Source organism: Jiulongibacter sp. NS-SX5 (genome assembly GCF_052828545.1).
In genome coordinates this window covers 2,577,551-2,596,507 of record NZ_CM128248.1, presented here as the reverse complement: position 1 = coordinate 2,596,507, position 18,957 = coordinate 2,577,551, and the positions used below count along the sequence as shown (strand labels likewise).

Here is an 18,957-nt window from a genome sequence, read left to right as displayed (position 1 = left end):
GGAAACCAGTCTGTGATTCCTTAGGCTGGTGTGCTTTTGGGGCCTAATACACCAACATAAAGGTCCTCATTATTCAATTCACTAAAGTCGAGAGAGTGGGAAATCGATTGTTGTAAGATACCATCAAGATAGAAGTCGTAACGATCAGGTGTAACCACATATGTATACATGTGCCATTGGTTCACATTAGACTGATTAACACTATGATACAAAGAAGAGCTATTGGGTGAAGTGCCCATAACATGATCGCCATTGTCTGTATATTTCCAATAGATTCCTTTAGGAGATGTTCCGTATCCATCACCTCCTTTGGCAATCATAACATAATGACCACTAACTGAGCAGGTACCATCGGCTGGGTTCATTCCAGAATTCAGGTCTAATTTAGCCCAGTAGCTTATTGTGAAACCTTGAGTAAATTGTAGTTGGCTGGAGTTAGATACTTTAAAGTGTCCTGGGTTTCCAGAACACCAACCAGAAAAATCACCAGCGGAATTTGGTGAACCAAACCTATCAGTTGTTAGGTTCATATTCGTTTCAACTATCGTGTGAGAATTCTTCTCGTCTGAAATGTTGCCATTAAAGTTAATATCAAGTACAAGGTTTTGACTTATTTGAGAAATAGCCGTTTGAGATAAGAAGAGTAAAAGTGGGATAAAGTATTTCATAAGAAAAGTTATGTTTAATCCCAAGTTAGAATAATTTATTTCAACTGGTTTACTTAGCGAATACCAAGGGGCGAATTGTGTAGATTATGCCAATGTTACAACTCCCTCAAATAAACCTCCGGCATATCCAAAAAGCTCTTAGTGAGTTGGTAGTGGTCGGTTTCTTTATATTTGACCTGAGTGATCTTGCCTTCTTTAAATTGAAGGATTTGAGCTTCTGGCAAGGCCATGATGATGGGGCTATGCGTAGCAATAATAAACTGAGCATTGACCTCTTTTACCTTTTTTCTGATCAGAGCCATGAGTGAAAGTTGCCGTTGAGGCGAGAGGGCAGATTCGGGTTCGTCTATAAGGTAGACTCCGGGGCCGGTGATTCTTGCAAGAAAGAACTTCAGAAACCCTTCGCCATGACTCATGGCATCCAAGTCTTCGCCGTATCGGCGAATAAGCTCTTGTTTTTCTCCTTTGATAGCACCTAGAGCCAGAGTGATGTCTCCACCCGTCCAGGTATCTTCAATTTCTTTAATTTCGCTATTGAGGTCGGCTATTTTACTCTGAATATTTCTTACAAAGCCAATGAAGTCCTCGGCTCTTGAGAAAAAGCCTCGTGTACTTCTGGTCTTTTGTCGTAAACTCAAATATTTAGCCAGGGTTCTGGCTGTTTCTAAAGAAGGATCAATGTCTACGGGAGCGGTGCCGGCGGCTGGAAGATTCAGTTTGGCAGCCATTCCTTCTAAAAGGGTGCTTTTGCCAGATCCGTTTTCACCGACGAAAAAGGTGACATTACTGGTAAGATCAACAGGCTCCTCCAGACTTTTAATAATAGGTAGTGTAAAAGGGAAAACCTCTTCTTCGGGGATGTTCCTTAAGTAAATAGACTCAATGAACATCAGGCCGTGATGGCGTTTTGCTCAGCAAAGGCTCTGCAAGCCTCCATGATCCCTTCAGGGTCAAAACCACACTCTTTCTGTAGCTCCAGCTGCTCGCCATGCTCTACCAGTCTGTCAGGGATACCCAGGCGTTTCACCTGAGCCATATAGCCGTTTTCGGCCATAAACTCCAGAACTGCTGAGCCCATTCCACCTTGTAAACAACCATCTTCTACAGTAATGACTCTTTTGAAGTTCTGAAAGACTTCATGAAGCAATTCCTCATCCAGCGGTTTTACGAAACGCATATCATAATGGGCGATGTTTAACCCCTCGGCTTCTAGGGCCTGAGTAGCTTTTACTGCGTAATTACCTACATGACCAATGGTCAAAATAGCGATATCTTCACCGTCCTTGATTTTGCGACCTTTACCAATTTCTATTTCTTCAAAGTCGGTTTGCCAATCTACCATTACCCCTTTACCACGAGGGTATCGGATGGTGAAGGCATCTTTCCCTTTTTGAATCTTATCAAGAGTAGCGGTGTACATCAGATTGCGAAGCTCCTGCTCGTTCATCGGTGCCGATACAATCATGTTGGGTATACAACGCATATAAGCCAGATCATACGCCCCATGGTGAGTCGGTCCATCTGCACCGGCAAATCCAGCTCTATCCAGACAGAATATTACCGGTAATTTCTGAAGACACACATCATGAATCACCTGATCATAGGCACGCTGCATAAAGGTGGAGTAGATATTACAGAATACGGTAAGGCCCTTTGTGGCCATACCTGCTGAGAAAGTAACGGCATGCTGCTCTGCAATAGCCACATCAAATGCACGTTCAGGCATGGCTTCCATCATGATATTGAGAGAAGAGCCTGAGGGCATTGCCGGTGTAACACCAACAATTTTTTCATCCTTTTCTGCCAGTTCTACAATACTCTTCCCAAATACGATCTGGTATTTTGGCGGCTGAGGAACAGGAGAGTTTGACTTCTTGATTTCACCCGTTAGCTTATCAAAAAGACCCGGGGCGTGCCATTTGGTCTGATCTTTTTCTGCAGGTTCATAGCCTTTCCCTTTCTTAGTTAAGCAGTGCAAAATCTTAGGACCGGGGATATTTTTCAGATCTTCCATCACATGAACGAGGTGATCAATGTCATGGCCATCGATAGGTCCGAAGTAACGAAGATTTAAGGCTTCAAAGAAGTTACTATTGCCGGTAACAGCACCTTTTAACGAGGTCTCTATTTTTGAAACTATCTCACGTGCACTTTTGCCAAAATGGCTCATTTTGCCCAGCAAATTCCAAACCTCGTCTTTAACCTTATTATAAGACTTAGAGGTAGTAATATCGGTCAAATACTCTCTCAGAGCCCCTACGTTAGGGTCAATTGACATGCAATTGTCATTGAGAATAATCAGAAGGTTAGCATCTTTGAGTGAGCCAGCGTGGTTCATTCCTTCAAAGGCAAGACCAGCAGTCATGGCTCCATCACCTATCACAGCAATATGCTGAGCATCTTTGTCTCCATTATGTAATGAGCCCACAGCCATACCTAACGCCGCAGAAATAGAAGTAGAAGAGTGCCCAACACCAAAGGCATCATACTTACTTTCTGAGATTTTAGGGAAGCCTGAAAGACCACCATAGATTCTATTGGTGTAGAATTTATCTCTTCTGCCGGTTAAAATTTTGTGTCCGTAAGCCTGATGGCCCACATCCCAGATGAGTTTATCATCAGGTGTATTATACACATAGTGCAATGCCGCCGTAAGTTCTACCACACCCAGACTGGCACCAAAATGCCCGCCATTGATAGATACCGTATCGATGATGTACTGACGAAGCTCGTCGCAAAGTTGCGGGAGCTCATCCTTTGAGAGTTTTCTCAGGTCTTCTGGAGTGTTAACCTTTGCTAAAAGATTACCCGGTGTTACGAGCATAGTGTTGATGTTAAAATAGGGTTTTGTACAACCGCAATAGGGCAAAAGTACGAAGAACGACCAGCTCTATGATGACCTAAAAATAAATTTCTCTTCATGCTAACTCTTTGAGGCTCTGTACAATCTTTCTTTTTCTTTCTTTGAGAGGCTTTCGTAGCCCGACATACTAATTTTATCAAGCAAGGCGTCTACTTCCTCCTGATCAGGTACGTAGTCCTCTTCTTCAGGGATCGAGAAGCCTCCTTTTTTGCCTACGGCAGAATGACTGTATTTCTTCATTTTGAAGGTTCTTTTAGGTTTTGGCTTGCCTAAGCTGCCAAACCAACCAAATACCGACTCTATCGGTGCACCAAGATCAATGCCAAGTCGTAACATCTTGATGTACAGGTAACCTAAAAAAGCTCCGCCCAGATTTAATAAACCTGAGGTTGGAGTAAAAAAAGAGAAGACCAAAAACGCGAGGGCTATGTATTTGATCTTGATATAAAACCTTCTGAAGAAGTAAAATTCATAATCTGGTATAAGTGTTACCGTGGCAAACATAACGGCGTATACAGCAGCATTAGACCCTGTCACCAATGAACTCATGGTAACGGTGGTATTAGACATGTTGATGAGATTATAAGCCAACAGGTAAAAGAGGCCTGCAAAAACGTAACCCAAGAGGTAGATATTGATCAGTTTTTTGCTACCAATAAAGTCTTGAACCAATAAACCAAACCAATAAAGTGCAATGGAATTAAACAGGAGCTGAATAACCGACGAATTGATAAACCCAAAGGTGAGCAGTGTCCAGGGGCGATTTATAAACTCAGGAATACTGGCACTTAGCCAAAGGTTTTCTTCAAACTGAGCAGCTATGGGACGTGTATTTTCAGAAACAGAAAGGAGAAGTTTAAACAAAAACAGGCCAATGAAAACGAACAAATTGACCAGAATTAACTGGACACTTGAGCTATTTCCCCGACTAAATACCTGTCTTATGTCATCTCCTATGCTTCCCATAGTTGAATATTTTATTCTCTACCATCTACGAAATCCCCCTGTGGATCGTTGATCAAACCCAAACATTTTGAGTAAGATAAATCCGGTGATTAACCCACCGATATGTGCGAAATGTGCCACTCCTTGCTGAAGGCCGGCTGTTCCGGCATAAAGCTCATAGAGACCATATAAAATTACAAAATATTTGGCTTTTATCGGAACAGGGAAAAACAAAAGCATCAATTCTACATTCGGAAACAAAACTCCGAAGGCCACAAGGATACCAAAAATGGCTCCTGATGCACCCACCATAGGGGTAACAGCTTGTCTCCAATAAGCCTCAGATTCTACCACCATTTGAGACATCTCATACGTGTTCAGCAATGAATTAAGTACTGCTGCTCCTATTCCAGTGATGATATAATACGTCAAAAACTTTTTAGAGCCCATATAGGTCTCCAGTGTAGAACCGAAGATAAACAACCCAAACATATTGCTAAAAAGGTGACCGATACCACCGTGCATAAACATGTATGTGATGATCTGCCAGAAATGGAAGTTTGGATTGATCAGCTCATCACTTCCCGGTAAAATAGGATTGAAAAAGCTGAAGTTGGCATAGAAAAACTGACGAGCCAACATTGACAGAAAAAACACTGCGATATTCGCTATCAGCAGATTTTTAACCATCGGTGTTATTCTGTCAAACATAAAGATTCGTTTAGGTTTTAAAAACCACCGGTGCCTGAAATGAGTTCAGCGATTTCTTCCAGTGGTATAATTTTCATGATTTTCTGACCACCAGGCGTATAAGTGGGCATTGAGGTCTCAAATAGCCGATTGATTAGGCTGCTGATCTCTCGTTTGTCCATCGTTCTTACAGACCTGTGAGCGGTTCTTTTGGCAAAAGCCCTAGCCAGATTCTGAGTCTTATCCAGAGTTAGGCTTGTTTGGTTTTCTTTGTATTGGCTGATGAGGTCCTCCAAAGCTTTGGCTCCTTCTTCATCGCCCAGTTCTGTAGGAATACCATTTATGATGAGGCTAGTTGATCCAAAAACTTCAAAGCCAAACCCCAATGCGTGGATTTCATCCTTCAAGTCCATGGCCAGAGCAAACTCTTCCGGCTTTAGATTGAGTGTTTTTTGAAAAAGTAATTGTTGAGATGCTCCTGACTTATTTTGGAGGTTTTTCTCGTATTGTTCAAAAAGGATTCTTTCCCAGGCGGCCTTTTGGTCAATCAGAAGCATGCCGCTTTTGACCTGAAGCACCAGATATTTTTGATGGATTTGCACAGCATCCACCTCCTCTTCTAACGGTTTAGAAAACTCAGAAGTGGCAGGCTGGTCTTCCTCCGTTTCTGTTTTGAAATTGGCACGCGAGCTTAGCGATATCTGAGGTTCAGATTTCTGGTAATTGGCTGCACTTTCCAGTCCTTCATATAATGGTTTCCAATCAGCTTTGGGGCTTGAGGTTTTTCGCTCAAAATTGCCAATGGCCGAGCCTGACTTCTCAAAAGCAGAAGGTTTTTTCTCTGGCAGAGGGGTGCTGGTCAGATTCCCAAAGTTGATATCCGATTCAAAATCAATGCTGGGTGTTAGGTTATAAACACCAATGGCTTGCCGTACGGCTGACCTGAGAATACTATATACCGCTTTTTCGTCATCAAACTTAATTTCTGTCTTCTGCGGATGAATATTAATATCTACATGCTTGGGATCTATCTCAATATTCAGCACATAAAACGGGTGATGACCATCAGGAATGGTGCCTTCAAAGGCACCGGTTATGGCGTGATGCAGGTATCCACTTTTGATGAAACGGTGATTGATAAAAAAGTATTGGTCTCCACGCGTTTTTTTGGCAGATTCGGGTTTACCCACATAGCCTTTTATACTCACATATGGTGTACTCTCTTCACAGGCGGCCAGCTGCTGACGATAGTTTTTGCCGAATACATCGACTATCCTCTTCGCCAGTTTAGCAGAAGGAAGCTTATATAATTCTACATCATTATGGTAAACCTCAAAACCTACTTCAGGATGGGCCAGGGCTACCCGCTGAAACTCATCAAGGATGTGCTTCATCTCTACAGGGTTAGACTTTAGAAACTTTCGTCTGGCAGGTACATTGAAAAATAGGTTTTTCACCATGAAGCTGGTACCCAATGGTGCAGATACGGGCTCCTGCCCTTTAAACTCTGAGCCTTCTATCTGAACGCATGTGCCTAGCTCATCATCGGCCCTTCTGGTTCTCATCTCTACCTGGGCCACAGCGGCTATGGAAGCCAGAGCTTCACCCCTGAAACCCATAGTTTTGATAGCAAAGAGGTCGTCTGAAGTACTGATTTTAGAAGTGGCATGCCTTTCAAAACACATTCGGCAGTCGGTAACAGACATACCAATGCCATTATCGATAACCTGAATCAGCGTTTTGCCTGAGTCTTTGACAATCAATTTTATTTCTGATGCTTTGGCATCTATGGCATTCTCAAGTAATTCTTTTACCACTGAGGCTGGCCTCTGAACTACCTCACCAGCAGCTATTTGGTTGGCTATGTTGTCTGATAAAAGATGTATGATGTCCATAATAAATTCTCTCTGCAGGCGTGATTACAAAGGTGGGGATTCACCAATGGAATTCCGATTGAGTAAAGTCGAATTTTTTCAACAAGCAAAGTGTTGATAAATAAATCAAAACAAATGAACCCCTAAAGCCATTCCCTTATGAAGAAATTTGTGAGAATCATTCTGATCGTAATCGCTGTTCTGGCGGCGTTATTCTTCGGTTTAAAATCATGGACTAAAAGCCATAGTCCTGCAGCAGTAGTTGAACAAACCTCTGGTGATTTAAATGTTAAAGTCAAGTATTGCCAACCGGCAGTGAAAGGAAGAACCATATTTGGTGAGCTGGTTCCGTTTAACAAAGTATGGAGAACTGGAGCCAATGAGGCCACTTTGATTAGCTTCAGTCGTGATGTCAATTTTGCAGGTGCTGATGTGCCAATGGGTGAGTACACACTATGGACTATTCCCACAGAAAGCGACTGGACAGTCATACTAAATTCCCAGACGGGTCAATGGGGAACCAGCTATAACGAATCTGAGGATTTTGTAAGAGTGCAGGTGCCTTCTATGCAGACTGCTGAAAGCCAGGAACTATTTACAATCAATACATCACTTGGCAGTGAAGATGAGGTCATTCTGAATCTGCATTGGGCCAATACCGCAGTAGATATTCCGGTAAAATAATTTACAGCTGAAAGCCCTTAAAGAACTTTCTTTGAGGGCTTTTTTGCGTCTTATCCGAACAGCTCGGCCAGAAAATCGTCCATTCGGTCGCTTTCTGAGAAGCCTATAATCAATTCCTTTTTAGGGATGAAATAGTCATCTTCATCTTCCTCGCCTTCAATGGTTTCTTTCTCAGCTTCCTCATCCATGTATTTCCAGTCTTCGCATGAAGCATCAAGCAGCTCTAGAAGCGTCACCACTTTCTTATCGTTTCGTTCATTGAGAAGAAAGTCAGATGAGTTTTTGAAATAAATCAATAACCTCTCGTCTTCAATCCATGATAAATCATTGATCATCTCATCAAAGGAGTCGAGATTAAATCCGAAATAATCAGGGAAGTGCATTGTTTCAGCCAGGGTCTCGTAGAAGTCTCTTAAAGACTTACATTTTTTGGCGTCAATAGTGATGAGTGAGAAATCATTGAATTCCTCAGGACTGTCGGTGATAAATAAATTGTTCATCAGTTTAAAAGGAATAAGAACTGTGTATTAGTTTTTCATTTCAATAAAGCTTTCATAATGGTCCGGGGTATAATATCCCCTATTGGTAGAGCTGGTGACTATACGTTCGGCCCCTCGGTTTTTGCCTTTAATCTTCGGGTAGATGTCCCACTCTTTATAGTATACCCTCTTGCCAGTTTCGGTTTTTTGAGGGAGCAGTTTTTCGTAGTTCCCAAAACGCCTGCCACCCACATAGCCTCTGGGTGCTCGGTTATGTTTTTTCACATAGGCCCAGGTGTCAAAGGCTGCCTGAGGTATCTGGTCTGTTAGTGTCTGAGAGGTTTCCGGAAGCCTGCAGGAGAGAATGCTGAAAAAAAGTACTGCAAGCGATAAAAAACGAAGCATGGGTTTAATTCAGTGAGAAAGCCGGTACATGAATAGCTCCGGCATGATTAAACATAAGTTCGGTAATGATATAGTGCATGTCAAGAATCAGTGGAAACTCATTGATCACCTTTAAAACCTCAAATTCGGTTTCGGCGTTGAGTACCATCCATAGTCTGCCTCTGTCCATGGAGAGAGCGTAAGAAATGATCTTACCTTCTTCCATGAGCTCGTCTACCACAATCTTCTGATGAGGGATTTTCGCCATGAACTCCTCAGAATATGGTGTAGGTAAATCAAACTCGACCATGTACTGCGACATACTGAAAATTGGAATAGTGAAACTAAATACGAGAATATTGCACTCTACGGATCGTTTCGTCTTAATTCTTTACCAAGTATAACGTATAGAAACGAGAATCGGTTTATCTTTGCCAATAAATCTCAAAGGGGTGCCTTAACAAAACGGGCTGAGATCATACCCATAGAACCTGAAACGGTTAGCACCGACGAAGGGAACTTGAGACGGGCAGGTAGACGTACCGGCCTATCTATGGAATTTTCAAAATTTTTGTCAAACAAAACGACAGCGATTTTGCTCCTTGATCTGCTTCGTAATTCGTCTTTAATAAGATAATTATGAACAACAAAACCTTTACGTTCAAACTGAAAGCGGCATTAGTATTAAGTCTGCTTTTTTCTTCCAATCTGGTATTTGCACAAGCAGATACATTATCATCTGTTGACCTCTCTGAGGTGGTAGTGAATGCCACCAGAGCTACAGAGAAAACCGGGATGGCCTTCACCACAGTTCAGAAAAAGGAACTGGAGAAGCAAAACCTCGGACAGGACATTCCATTTTTATTAAACCAATTGCCCTCGGTAGTGGTCACTTCAGATGCAGGTGCTGGTGTGGGTTACACGGGTATCAGAATCAGAGGCTCAGATGCTACGCGTGTGAATGTTACACTTAACGGTATTCCGTATAACGACTCTGAGTCGCAAGGTGTATTCTGGGTAAATATGCCCGATTTTGCTTCGTCTGTGAACAGTATTCAGGTGCAGCGTGGCGTAGGTACGAGTACAAATGGTGCCGGAGCTTTCGGTGGGTCTGTGAATATCAACACACTTCAGCTCAATAGAGAGGCCTTTGCCGAAGTGAACACCTCTTTTGGCTCTTTTAACACTCAGAAATTCAATGCCATGACCAGCACAGGATTGATCAATGATCACTTTGTGTTGGATGCCCGAATTTCAAAAATCACCTCTGATGGTTATGTGGATAGAGCATCTTCTGATTTGACTTCTTTTTACCTAAGCGGAGGGTATTATGGCAAACAGAATTTTGTACGCCTGAATGTTTTCGGCGGAAAAGAGAAAACCTATCAGTCGTGGTATGGTGTACCGGAAGGCCTGGCATTGGGTGATCGTGAGAAGTTTGATGTTTTTGTGGCCAATAACTGGCTGGATGAGCAAACGGCCAATAGCATCTGGGATGCTGGCAGAACCTATAATTTCTACAGCTACGAAAACGAGGTGGATAATTACGCACAGGATCATATTCAATTGATCAGCTCTTTTAAACTGGGAGCTAACTGGCGTTTTAATCCTACGCTGCATTACACATACGGTAGAGGATATTACGAGCAATTTAAAGATGGAGAAGACTTTGCCGATTATGGCTTAGAAAACCTGACCATTGGCTCAGAGACAGTTGAAAGCACAGATTTAATTAGAAGGAAGTGGCTTGATAATCATTTTTATGGGGCTGTATGGTCACTTGATTATGAAGGTGATGGCAGACTGAGTGGTACTTTTGGTGGAGGCTGGAACACCTATGACGGTGATCATTTTGGCGAAATCATCTGGGCCAAGTTTGCTTCGAACAGTGATATCAGAGAAAGATGGTATGAAAATGTAGGGGTAAAGAAAGACTTCAATATCTACGGTAAAGGTTTTTATCAATTGAATGCCAACTGGAACGTCTTTGCAGACTTACAATACAGAACTGTGGGTCTGGAAATCAATGGTACAGCTGATGCTTTGCAAAGCGTAGTTACAGATGATCAGTATAACTTCTTCAATCCTAAGTTGGGGACAAACTTGGTAATTGACGAGTATAATTCTGCTTATGCTTCTTTTGCCGTGGGCAATAAAGAGCCAAGTCGTCAGGACATCGTGGATGCCACCTCAAATGATGGGGCAGCTCCAAGACCAGAAACGCTATTTGATTTTGAAGCGGGTTACCGTTTCATCAAGGAAAAAACGCAAATTCAGCTAAATGCTTACTGGATGGATTATAAAGATCAGCTGGTACTTACAGGGGCTATCAATAATGTAGGTGAGGCTATTCGTGTGAATGTGCCCGAAAGTTACCGAGCGGGTATTGAGCTTCAGGCAGCTCAAAAAGTTGGCCAGAAGGTATTGCTAACGGCCAATTTGACTTTGAGTCAAAACAAGATCAAAAGCTTTACGGAAGTAGTGCCTAGTTATGATGATAACCCTAATGAAGTCAATACGTTTGAGAACTCAGATATTGCTTTTTCTCCAATTGTAATAGCTGGTGGTATTCTTAGCTTCAAGCCTGTAGAAACGCTAGAACTTGCTCTAATGCCAAAATATGTGGGCAAGCAGTATCTTGATAACACTTCAAATGAAGATAGAGTGATAGGGGCGTACTTCGTTAACGATCTTAGAGCTAATCTAAACTTCAAAACCAAATGGGCGAAGAATATTGGGCTGAGCTTATTGGTGAATAACCTGTTCAATACGCAGTATTCTTCAAATGGCTATACATACAGCTATTTGTACTACGGTAAAATCACTGATAACTTCCTCTATCCGCAAGCTGGTACTAACTTCCTGGCAGCACTTAGACTGAGATTCTGATGAATGTGATATAGAAAGAGAGCTACTAAATCCATGTGGAATAGAAAGTGGTACGAGTCAGACTAATGACTCTGCCACTTTTTTACTTTCCGAGGGTCATACCCAGCCAAATGGCGGCAAGGCATAGAATAAGGTTGATGCCTATATGAAGAATAGCTCCACCGTACTCCCCTGAACTAAGTAACTTAAAAGTCTCATTACTAAAAGTAGAATAAGTGCTGAATCCACCACAAAAGCCTACGGCAATGAGGGGTTTCCAGACCTGTTCAGATTGAAAAGTCTTAACTGTGATAAATCCCAGTACCAAGCTGGCCAGCACATTAGCTATGGTAGTTCCATAGGGCAAATGGGTTGGTAGAGTGGTAACACTAAATCGTGCTATCAGGTACCTGAAGATACTTCCGGTACCACCTCCAATGAAAATATATAAAAGGGTTTTCATCTTGTTTTAAGATTGAAATTAAAAGAGGTCTACTCTTTTTGACAAATAATCTCTTGACTTTGGTGGGTTCTCAGGAATAATCAAGCAGAACTTCCTCTAAGCCATAAAATCTTTGTTATTTGCTCAAAACTACATGAAAATGGCTAATACTTCTACTTCAGGTTCTAACCAACTATTGAAACTACTTGGTGTAGGCTTTGGTATAGCAGTAACGATTGGAGGTACAATAGGTACAGGTATACTCAGAAAGCCGGGGCCGGTGGCAGAGCTGCTAAGAGATCCTGTATTGATCATGATGGTATGGGTAGTTGTAAGTGTTTATGCTTTTTTAGGCGTTTTATGTGCCATTGAATTAGGGGTAGCCTTACCCAAGGCCGGTGCATGGTATGTTTATGCCAGACGAGCGTTTGGTAATTATGTGGGCTTTTTTACCGGTATTACCAGTTGGCTGGGTACGGTAACTTCCTTAGGCTTTGGTGCTTTTACCATTAGCGAGTATCTGGGCTTATTATTCCCTGCTGTTAACCAGCATTTGACCTTAAGTTCGATACTTATTCTTGCTGTATTGACCGGCTTTCATATGCTAGGTACAAAGGCAGGAGGGAAATCACAGGAGATTGTTTCGGCCATCAAGGCTGTTGCTTTACTGGCTTTTGTTGGCTTCTGCTTTATCAAAGGAGAAGCAGCCTGGACTGAACCGCAAGCTTTGGCCTCAGCGGCCAAGGGCGGACTTTTTGTCGCTATATTAGGAGCTATGCAAGCCATATTTTACACCTTTGATGGCTGGCATACGGCAGCATATTTTGCAGAAGAAAATACGGATAGCACCAAGAATCTTCCCAAGTCAATGATTTTGGGAGTGCTGAGTATCATCGTCATTTATTTATTGGTCAATGCCTCTATTCTTTATGTTTTGCCCATTGATCAGTTGGCCAATAGTAAACTCGCCGCGGCAGATGCCATTGGGCTTTTGGCAGGGGAGGGGTCTCAGAAAGCTGTAACGCTGTTTTTGTTAGTTTCTATCTTGGGTTTGATGAATGCTCAGGTGATGTTTGCTCCCAGAGTCTTGTTTTCTATGAGTAGAGACGGACTTTTTTTCAAGGAAGCCTTAAAAATCAATGGACTAGGTACACCTGCTATGGCACTGATTATAACCACCAGCCTTTCTATCTTACTGGTGATTTCTGGTAAAGAAACCTCAGGTAGATTATCAGATATCGCCACATTCTTCTTTGTGATGTCTTATAGCATGGGCTTTGCTTCGCTTTTGAAACTACGCCAAACAGAGCCCGATTTAGAGAGACCTTTTAAAGTGCCTTTTTATCCTTTTTTGCCATGGTTTATGCTCATCTGTTCATTGGCCTTTTTAGTAGGTACAATTTATGGCGACTGGCAAAATAGTAAGTATGCGATCATTTTTCTTTGTCTTACCTATCCGCTTTATTTGCTGCTGAAAGCAAAAAAACAAAGCTCCTGATGGCATTAGATCAATACCTTGCTGCACTTCAAAAAGAGATAGAAACCTTAAAGTATGGTGATAAGCCACAAGAACTTTATGAGCCGATAGAGTACCTGATGAGCCTTGGTGGTAAGCGTCTCAGACCTGCTCTAACACTCATGGCGTATCATCTCTTTGAAGAGAACTGGCAGAAGGCACTTAAGCCCGCTTTGGCTGTGGAGGTATTCCACAATTTCACGCTGATGCATGATGATATCATGGACGAAGCCCCCTTACGCCGAGGTCAGCAGACGGTTCATGAAAAATGGAACAGAGACACTGCTATTTTATCCGGTGACGTGATGTTGGTGGCCGCCTATGAACTACTTTCAGAAACGGAAGATGGAGATTTCAAGGCGATGCTCAAGCGTTTTAATCGCACGGCGGCTGAGGTCTGTGAAGGTCAGCAGATGGATATGAACTTTGAGTCCAGAGAAACGGTCATGGAGGCTGAGTATATTGAGATGATCAAACTCAAAACCTCTGTTCTGCTTGGTTTTGCATTGGAGTTGGGTGCACGTGCTGCTAATCAGTCGCAGGAGGTTATTTCAGAATTATATCAAATCGGAGTAAATCTGGGGATTGGCTTTCAGCTCAAAGATGACATATTAGATGTATACGGTGACCCTGAAAAATTTGGAAAACAGGTTGGGGGAGACATTATAGAGAACAAAAAAACCTGGCTTATGCTCAAAGCTTTAGAGAAAAGTGAGCCGGGAAGCGAGCTTCATCAATGGATTCAGAAGTCTGACTTTGACCCTGAAGAGAAAGTGAAAGCTGTAAGAGGAATTTTCACCAATCTGGGTATCAAGGAAGCCGCAGAAGCAGCTATGACGGATTTTTTCAATAAAGGCTTTGAAGGGATAGAAAAACTCCAGGTTCCTGAAGAAAGAAAAGCCACTTTAAGAGGTTTTGCTCAGTGGTTGTTTGGCAGGGATAGGTAAAAATATCTAAAACTCATCCGATGACTCTAAGTCATCGGATGAGTAGGTCATAGAACCATTTCTTCAAAAATCTTATATAGAGTTTTCTCGGGTTCATCTGTGTAGCCTGGATGAATTTCAGAGGCTTGGATGATGGTACTGCGTTTGGCCGTGAGCCAACGAAAACGAGATGCCATGTCTTGTTCGCCAATGAGGCCTGAGCCTTTTTCTCCATTGACGATTTTTTGAAAAGCCTCCAGGTTTTGACGAACTTCCTCTAAACTGTGTTGCTTGGCAAAACAGCTGAATTTTGATTTATCAATACTGTATTTGAAGCCTAGATATCGTTTTGCTTTGCAAAACAGAACCACACCTACGTTCATGCACTCTCCACGTTCTACCTGCGGGTAGAACCTGACAATTGCATATTCGTATACTTCCTTATCTGGCATTGATGGCTTCGTTTAAAAAGGCTTCTGCGTTATTCCTACGGGCGTTTAGAAAGTCGATGTAAAGTTGCTTGCTGATAGCATCATCAGCCTCCAGCCACTCTTCAGGAATCAGCTCTACAATTGACTTTATGTTTTCTTCAGAGACCACTGCGAGCATTTCCTCATGGATAGCATTTAAGTCAGAGGCTCTGCTAAGCAAAACGTGATCCTTGATATTGACAAAAGGCTTTTGGCTTTGCTCTTTCCAGGCAGAAGGATTATGATGAAAATAAAGAGAGGCTCCATGATCAATGAGCCATATTTCTCCTTTCCAATACAAGAGGTTCGTATTTCGGGCTGTACGATCGATATTCATCAAAAAGGTATCTAGCCAAAGGATTTTAGAGGCCAGGGTAGAATCAATATCGTGAGCCACAGGGTCAAAAGTGACAGCCCCTTGAAGGTAGTGGATGCCGAAGTTTATACCTACACTCCATTTTAAGAGATCTTGAATTTCTTCATCGGGCTCAGTTCTGCCGTAGCCATCGGGCAGGTAACCAAAAACTACTTCAGGAATTTTGAGTCCCGCTAAACGAGCTAACTCTGCTCCAATTAGATCGGCGATCAAAGCCTTGGTGCCTTGACCGGCTCCTTTAAACTTTAAAGCATATAAAAATCCATCGTCGGCTTCAACTATAGCGGGCAGTGAGCCACCTTCCCTTAGTGGAGAAATATAGCGATCAATATGTACATGTCTGATCTCAGGCATCAGATCTGCGTTCCTGTAAGGTTTCTGAAAACTTCTTCCATGCTTTGGCCGCTTTCTTTTAGCTCATGAAGGCTCTTATCAGCTACTATTTTACCGAGATTGATAATTATAGCACGCTCACAGATTGACTCCACTTCCTGCATGATATGTGTACTGAGAATAACCGTTTTGTTTTTCCCTACTTCTTTGATCAGCTGCCTGATTTCTACCAATTGATTTGGGTCAAGGCCGGTGGTAGGTTCATCCAGAATCAGTACCTCGGGGTCGTGAATCATGGCTTGAGCCAGTCCTACTCTTTGCCTGTAGCCCTTAGATAATTGATCTATTTTCTTGTGCTGCTCTCGCTGCAGGCCCACCAACTCAATCAGCTCGGCGACCCTGTTTTTTAGTGCTTTGCCTTTCAGGCCGTATAGTGATCCTGCGTACTCCAAAAACTCTTTGATGTACATCTCCAGGTACAGTGGATTATGCTCCGGCAGGTAACCAATGCTTCTTTTGGCCTCGATGGTCTCTGAATTGACATTAAAACCATTGACCGTTGCCTCGCCTGAAGTGGCTTTGATATATCCTGTTAAGATTTTCATTGTGGTGCTTTTGCCGGCACCATTTGGACCTAAAAATCCTACGATTTCACCCGGAGAAAGGTCAAAACTAATGGAGTCTATGGCCTTTTGAGAGCCATATTCCTTTGTGAGGTTTTGTATTGAAATAGACATATCACCACGAAATTAGCTATTCATGGCCATATCTAAAGCAGGTAGGTCAAGATGTTCTCTTACTTTCTTGGTCCAGATCTGATAACCCGCCGGATTCATGTGTAGCTCATCCTCTGTAAAAAGCTCTGGGCGGGCTTTTTTACCAGCCAGCATTTCGTGATGAATATCGAGATAATATCTATTCTCTTTACCCTTTAAATAACCCTCAATAAGCTGATTAGCTTCCTGTATGGTAACAATTTTCTCATTTCTGATCGGGCTGGGCTTGATACTTAAAAATGTTAGTGGAACGCCCGGAAAATGTTCATTTACCAGATCATTGAATCTTTTGAAACGTTCCAGAATTTGACGTGGAGAAACTTCATCTGCAATATCGTTATCACCGCAGTAAAAGAAGATTCTTTGAGGTTTTGTTTGACCAATCAATTGGTCAAAATAGACATTACAATGTTTAATTTGAGAGCCGCCAAATGCCAGGTTCAGACAAGGAAACTCGGGAATGTCTTCTTGTAGCGATTCCCATAATCTGAAAGAGCTGCTTCCATAAAACACGATTGGTTTGTCGGGAATATTTTCAAGTCTCGCTTTGGCCAGTTCGGCCACCTCTTCTCTAAATTCTTCCATTAATTCTGTTCTAATAATTCTAACCAGGAGTCGTCATTGGCTAAGGCCACAGCCTCATCTATAAACGTTCTGAATTCCTTGGTATAGGTCTCCAAAAACGCTGACATGTCCGTTCTGTTGTCTGGGTTTTCTACCTTTTCAGATATTTTAAAGGGTTTTTTTATGACCGCCGCAAAGGTGGTTCTATTTAGCCTTTTGTCAAAATTTGCAACAGCCACAGGTACAATTAATGGCTCTTTTTTCATTTTGGTAGCCAAAAGAAACGCTCCGGCCTTAAAGGCCTGCGGAGAGTTTTCTGTAGTAGAGCTGGTGCCTTCAGGGGCCAGCATGATACTGGTACCGCCTTCCAGGTATTGCTGGGCTGTGGCATAAAACTCACTACGCTGCTTTTTACGCTCTTCATGAGAGTCAAACTTGCTGCCGGACTCTCTGGTAAAAACCGGGATGTGTCCTAGTCGTTCATAATAATACTGATGCCCATACTCTTCACCACGGGGGATTCTTACTACTCTTACCCCGGGGTTCTGGTACTTTTTGTATAAGATAACAGAGGAGATAAAATGAGAGTCAAGCGTTAACTGAAAACGATTCGGGAGTGTATTGTACACATGGTTTTCCAGATGATTATAAATGAAAATGGCTGGCTCATCTGGTAGGTTCTCCAGTCCTTCTATTTGATATGAACTGTTTTCAAAGACTTCCAGAAATTGCTCTGCACATAAATCACGCACTTCTCTATGAGACAAATGAAACGGAGCACTTACCACTTCTGAGTATACCCTCAAAAGCCCGCTATAGAAATCACATTCGCGAACTACCTCTGTGAGGATATCCAAGGCACTATTCGCTATTCTTCTTTCCAGAGAATTCCCGGAGTCGGCCAGGTTTCTTAGTGAAAAGATGGCGTCTTGTAAGTGTAAGGTACTTTTGAGTAGATGTGGAACCTTATGAAGCTCAGAGGTAACATCCAGTTGCGTACAGTTTTGCTCAATCATATTGGTGACGGCAGCCACCTCACCATCAAACTTTATTCTTATCAATTTAGCTCTGGCAGATCGAAGACGATTGCTGTAAAACCATAATAATCGGAGATTAAATTTTACGGCTGTATCCGGATGATCGTGGAGGTATTGCGTCAGCTGCTCTGCGTCAATCCTGAAAACAGTGCTCGGTGCTAAAGCCAGACATGATAAGAAGTTCTGTTTTTTACCTGTGAGGCAATTGGTACTGATCAGGTATCCTCCATGATTGACGATTCTATGGTCGAGCTGAGTTTGAGCTTTGTCCACAGAATAAATCAGGGCTGTTTTGCCGTGCATATGTACATCAAAACTTTTTGAAGGGCTGTCTTGTGTAAACAGAACCTGTCCACGTTCCAGGTTTTGTACTTCTCCCATTTGCTCAAAAGCAATCAACTCTTCTTCCTCAAAAACCTCAAAAAATGGTGAACGCATTAGTAGGTCTAAAGGCTCAACACTTACGCCCTGCTCAATGCTTTGGTAAGTCTTAAGCTTTAATAAACTTTTATCAGAGACGGGCACCATTTGAGCTAGCATTTGCCAGGTGTCCTTGAGCATGAGCTGCGATTGTTCAGAAATGAACTCTAGTAAAGGCAGGCTACCCGCGGGCTCTTCTTCTAATAATTCTCTCAGGAATTCATGCTCCCAACAGATCAGCTGGCAATCTTCAGTGCAAGTGACTGTGGTAGCATATCTAAAAGGTTCTTTGAAACCAGACCAACCAACGGGCGTAAAGAGACGATTGCTCATCCCTACCACCAGCTCTTCCATTTCGTTTTCTACTTTTAAGGAGAAGGCTACGGCTCCGCTAAGAAGCAGATAAAATTTATCTGCCGGGCTGTACTGAGCCGTTATGATGTCTGTTTCTTTTTGTTCTAAAAGCTCTGCCTTATTCAGTAGCTTCTCTTTGAGAATTAAAGGCATTTTAGACAAAAAAGGTAGGCTCTCAAGGCTTACTGTTTTCGTGCTGCTCAATTCTTTTTTTGGTTTGTTGTCTCTTATTCAAAATGAAACTACAATCTCCATAGTTTATTGCCAATAATAATTTGGAATAAATGG

The 18,957-nt window shown here is 42.4% G+C and carries 19 protein-coding genes and 1 riboswitch; of the genes, 4 read left to right on the top strand and 15 right to left on the bottom strand.

From position 1 onward, the window contains the following. Positions 1-20: 20 nt before the first annotated feature. The 6 genes from ACUXV0_RS11475 to mutL form a co-directional block, all read right to left on the bottom strand. Complete coding sequence (locus tag ACUXV0_RS11475) at positions 21-668, bottom strand: LamG-like jellyroll fold domain-containing protein (RefSeq protein ID WP_446189692.1); 648 nt, start codon at positions 666-668, stop codon at positions 21-23. Between the two features lie 95 nt (positions 669-763). Then, positions 764-1,558, bottom strand: coding sequence for an AAA family ATPase (locus ACUXV0_RS11470; protein WP_446189691.1), 795 nt, complete (start codon positions 1,556-1,558; stop codon positions 764-766). Then, the gene (dxs, locus tag ACUXV0_RS11465; protein ID WP_446189690.1) at positions 1,558-3,492 is read right to left on the bottom strand and encodes a 1-deoxy-D-xylulose-5-phosphate synthase; all 1,935 of its coding nucleotides are present in this window, start codon (positions 3,490-3,492) and stop codon (positions 1,558-1,560) included. Before dxs ends, ACUXV0_RS11470 begins: the two co-directional genes overlap by 1 nt. 99 nt (positions 3,493-3,591) lie before the next feature. Further along, positions 3,592-4,497 carry a rhomboid family intramembrane serine protease gene (locus tag ACUXV0_RS11460; protein ID WP_446189689.1) on the bottom strand — a complete coding sequence of 302 codons (906 nt, stop codon included), beginning with the start codon at positions 4,495-4,497 and terminating at the stop codon, positions 3,592-3,594. A gap of 18 nt (positions 4,498-4,515) precedes the next feature. After that, positions 4,516-5,187: a rhomboid family intramembrane serine protease gene (locus ACUXV0_RS11455; protein ID WP_446189688.1), complete on the bottom strand. Its 672-nt coding sequence runs from the start codon at positions 5,185-5,187 to the stop codon at positions 4,516-4,518. Positions 5,188-5,204: 17 nt separating this feature from the next. Next, positions 5,205-7,061: a DNA mismatch repair endonuclease MutL gene (mutL, locus tag ACUXV0_RS11450; protein ID WP_446189687.1), complete on the bottom strand. Its 1,857-nt coding sequence runs from the start codon at positions 7,059-7,061 to the stop codon at positions 5,205-5,207. A gap of 138 nt (positions 7,062-7,199) precedes the next feature. Here mutL and ACUXV0_RS11445 point away from each other — a divergent pair, with 138 nt between their 5' ends. Further along, a complete protein-coding gene (locus tag ACUXV0_RS11445; protein ID WP_446189686.1) occupies positions 7,200-7,724 on the top strand; it encodes a DUF2911 domain-containing protein in 525 nt (174 codons plus the stop codon). Between the two features lie 50 nt (positions 7,725-7,774). Here the strand turns inward: ACUXV0_RS11445 and ACUXV0_RS11440 are convergent, their stop codons facing one another. Genes ACUXV0_RS11440 through ACUXV0_RS11430 form a run of 3 tightly spaced genes read right to left on the bottom strand, consistent with a single transcriptional unit; the run spans position 7,775 to position 8,909 of the window. Continuing rightward, the gene (locus ACUXV0_RS11440; RefSeq protein ID WP_446189685.1) at positions 7,775-8,224 is read right to left on the bottom strand and encodes a barstar family protein; all 450 of its coding nucleotides are present in this window, start codon (positions 8,222-8,224) and stop codon (positions 7,775-7,777) included. 27 nt (positions 8,225-8,251) lie between these two features. After that, a complete protein-coding gene (locus tag ACUXV0_RS11435; RefSeq protein WP_446189684.1) occupies positions 8,252-8,608 on the bottom strand; it encodes a ribonuclease domain-containing protein in 357 nt (118 codons plus the stop codon). Between the two features lie 4 nt (positions 8,609-8,612). Then, entirely contained in the window at positions 8,613-8,909 is a 297-nt protein-coding gene (locus ACUXV0_RS11430) for a hypothetical protein (protein ID WP_446189683.1), read from the bottom strand. Between the two features lie 116 nt (positions 8,910-9,025). Continuing rightward, a riboswitch (TPP riboswitch) is annotated at positions 9,026-9,124 on the top strand. A gap of 102 nt (positions 9,125-9,226) precedes the next feature. On the opposite strand from ACUXV0_RS11430, the gene ACUXV0_RS11425 reads away from it, so the two are divergent. Further along, entirely contained in the window at positions 9,227-11,476 is a 2,250-nt protein-coding gene (locus ACUXV0_RS11425; protein WP_446189682.1) for a TonB-dependent receptor, read from the top strand. Between the two features lie 82 nt (positions 11,477-11,558). Here ACUXV0_RS11425 and crcB read toward each other — a convergent pair whose 3' ends face one another. Further along, entirely contained in the window at positions 11,559-11,918 is a 360-nt protein-coding gene (crcB, locus tag ACUXV0_RS11420; protein ID WP_446189681.1) for a fluoride efflux transporter CrcB, read from the bottom strand. Positions 11,919-12,057: 139 nt separating this feature from the next. Here crcB and ACUXV0_RS11415 point away from each other — a divergent pair, with 139 nt between their 5' ends. After that, a complete protein-coding gene (locus tag ACUXV0_RS11415; protein ID WP_446189680.1) occupies positions 12,058-13,395 on the top strand; it encodes an APC family permease in 1,338 nt (445 codons plus the stop codon). After that, positions 13,395-14,360, top strand: a complete 966-nt coding sequence (locus ACUXV0_RS11410; protein WP_446189679.1) for a polyprenyl synthetase family protein — start codon at positions 13,395-13,397, stop codon at positions 14,358-14,360. The genes ACUXV0_RS11415 and ACUXV0_RS11410 overlap by 1 nt, the downstream gene beginning before the upstream one ends. Positions 14,361-14,407: 47 nt before the next feature. Here the strand turns inward: ACUXV0_RS11410 and ACUXV0_RS11405 are convergent, their stop codons facing one another. Genes ACUXV0_RS11405 through ACUXV0_RS11385 form a run of 5 tightly spaced genes read right to left on the bottom strand, consistent with a single transcriptional unit; the run spans position 14,408 to position 18,822 of the window. Next, positions 14,408-14,791, bottom strand: a complete 384-nt coding sequence (locus tag ACUXV0_RS11405; RefSeq protein ID WP_446189678.1) for a DUF3037 domain-containing protein — start codon at positions 14,789-14,791, stop codon at positions 14,408-14,410. Next, positions 14,781-15,539 (bottom strand): HipA family kinase, encoded by a 759-nt coding sequence (locus tag ACUXV0_RS11400; RefSeq protein ID WP_446189677.1) that lies wholly within the window; start codon positions 15,537-15,539, stop codon positions 14,781-14,783. The genes ACUXV0_RS11405 and ACUXV0_RS11400 overlap by 11 nt, the downstream gene beginning before the upstream one ends. Next, positions 15,539-16,255, bottom strand: a complete 717-nt coding sequence (locus ACUXV0_RS11395) for an ATP-binding cassette domain-containing protein (RefSeq protein WP_446189676.1) — start codon at positions 16,253-16,255, stop codon at positions 15,539-15,541. Before ACUXV0_RS11395 ends, ACUXV0_RS11400 begins: the two co-directional genes overlap by 1 nt. A gap of 12 nt (positions 16,256-16,267) precedes the next feature. After that, positions 16,268-16,879: a GDSL-type esterase/lipase family protein gene (locus ACUXV0_RS11390; RefSeq protein WP_446189675.1), complete on the bottom strand. Its 612-nt coding sequence runs from the start codon at positions 16,877-16,879 to the stop codon at positions 16,268-16,270. Then, complete coding sequence (locus ACUXV0_RS11385; protein ID WP_446189674.1) at positions 16,879-18,822, bottom strand: cyclic nucleotide-binding domain-containing protein; 1,944 nt, start codon at positions 18,820-18,822, stop codon at positions 16,879-16,881. Before ACUXV0_RS11385 ends, ACUXV0_RS11390 begins: the two co-directional genes overlap by 1 nt. Positions 18,823-18,957: the final 135 nt, after the last annotated feature.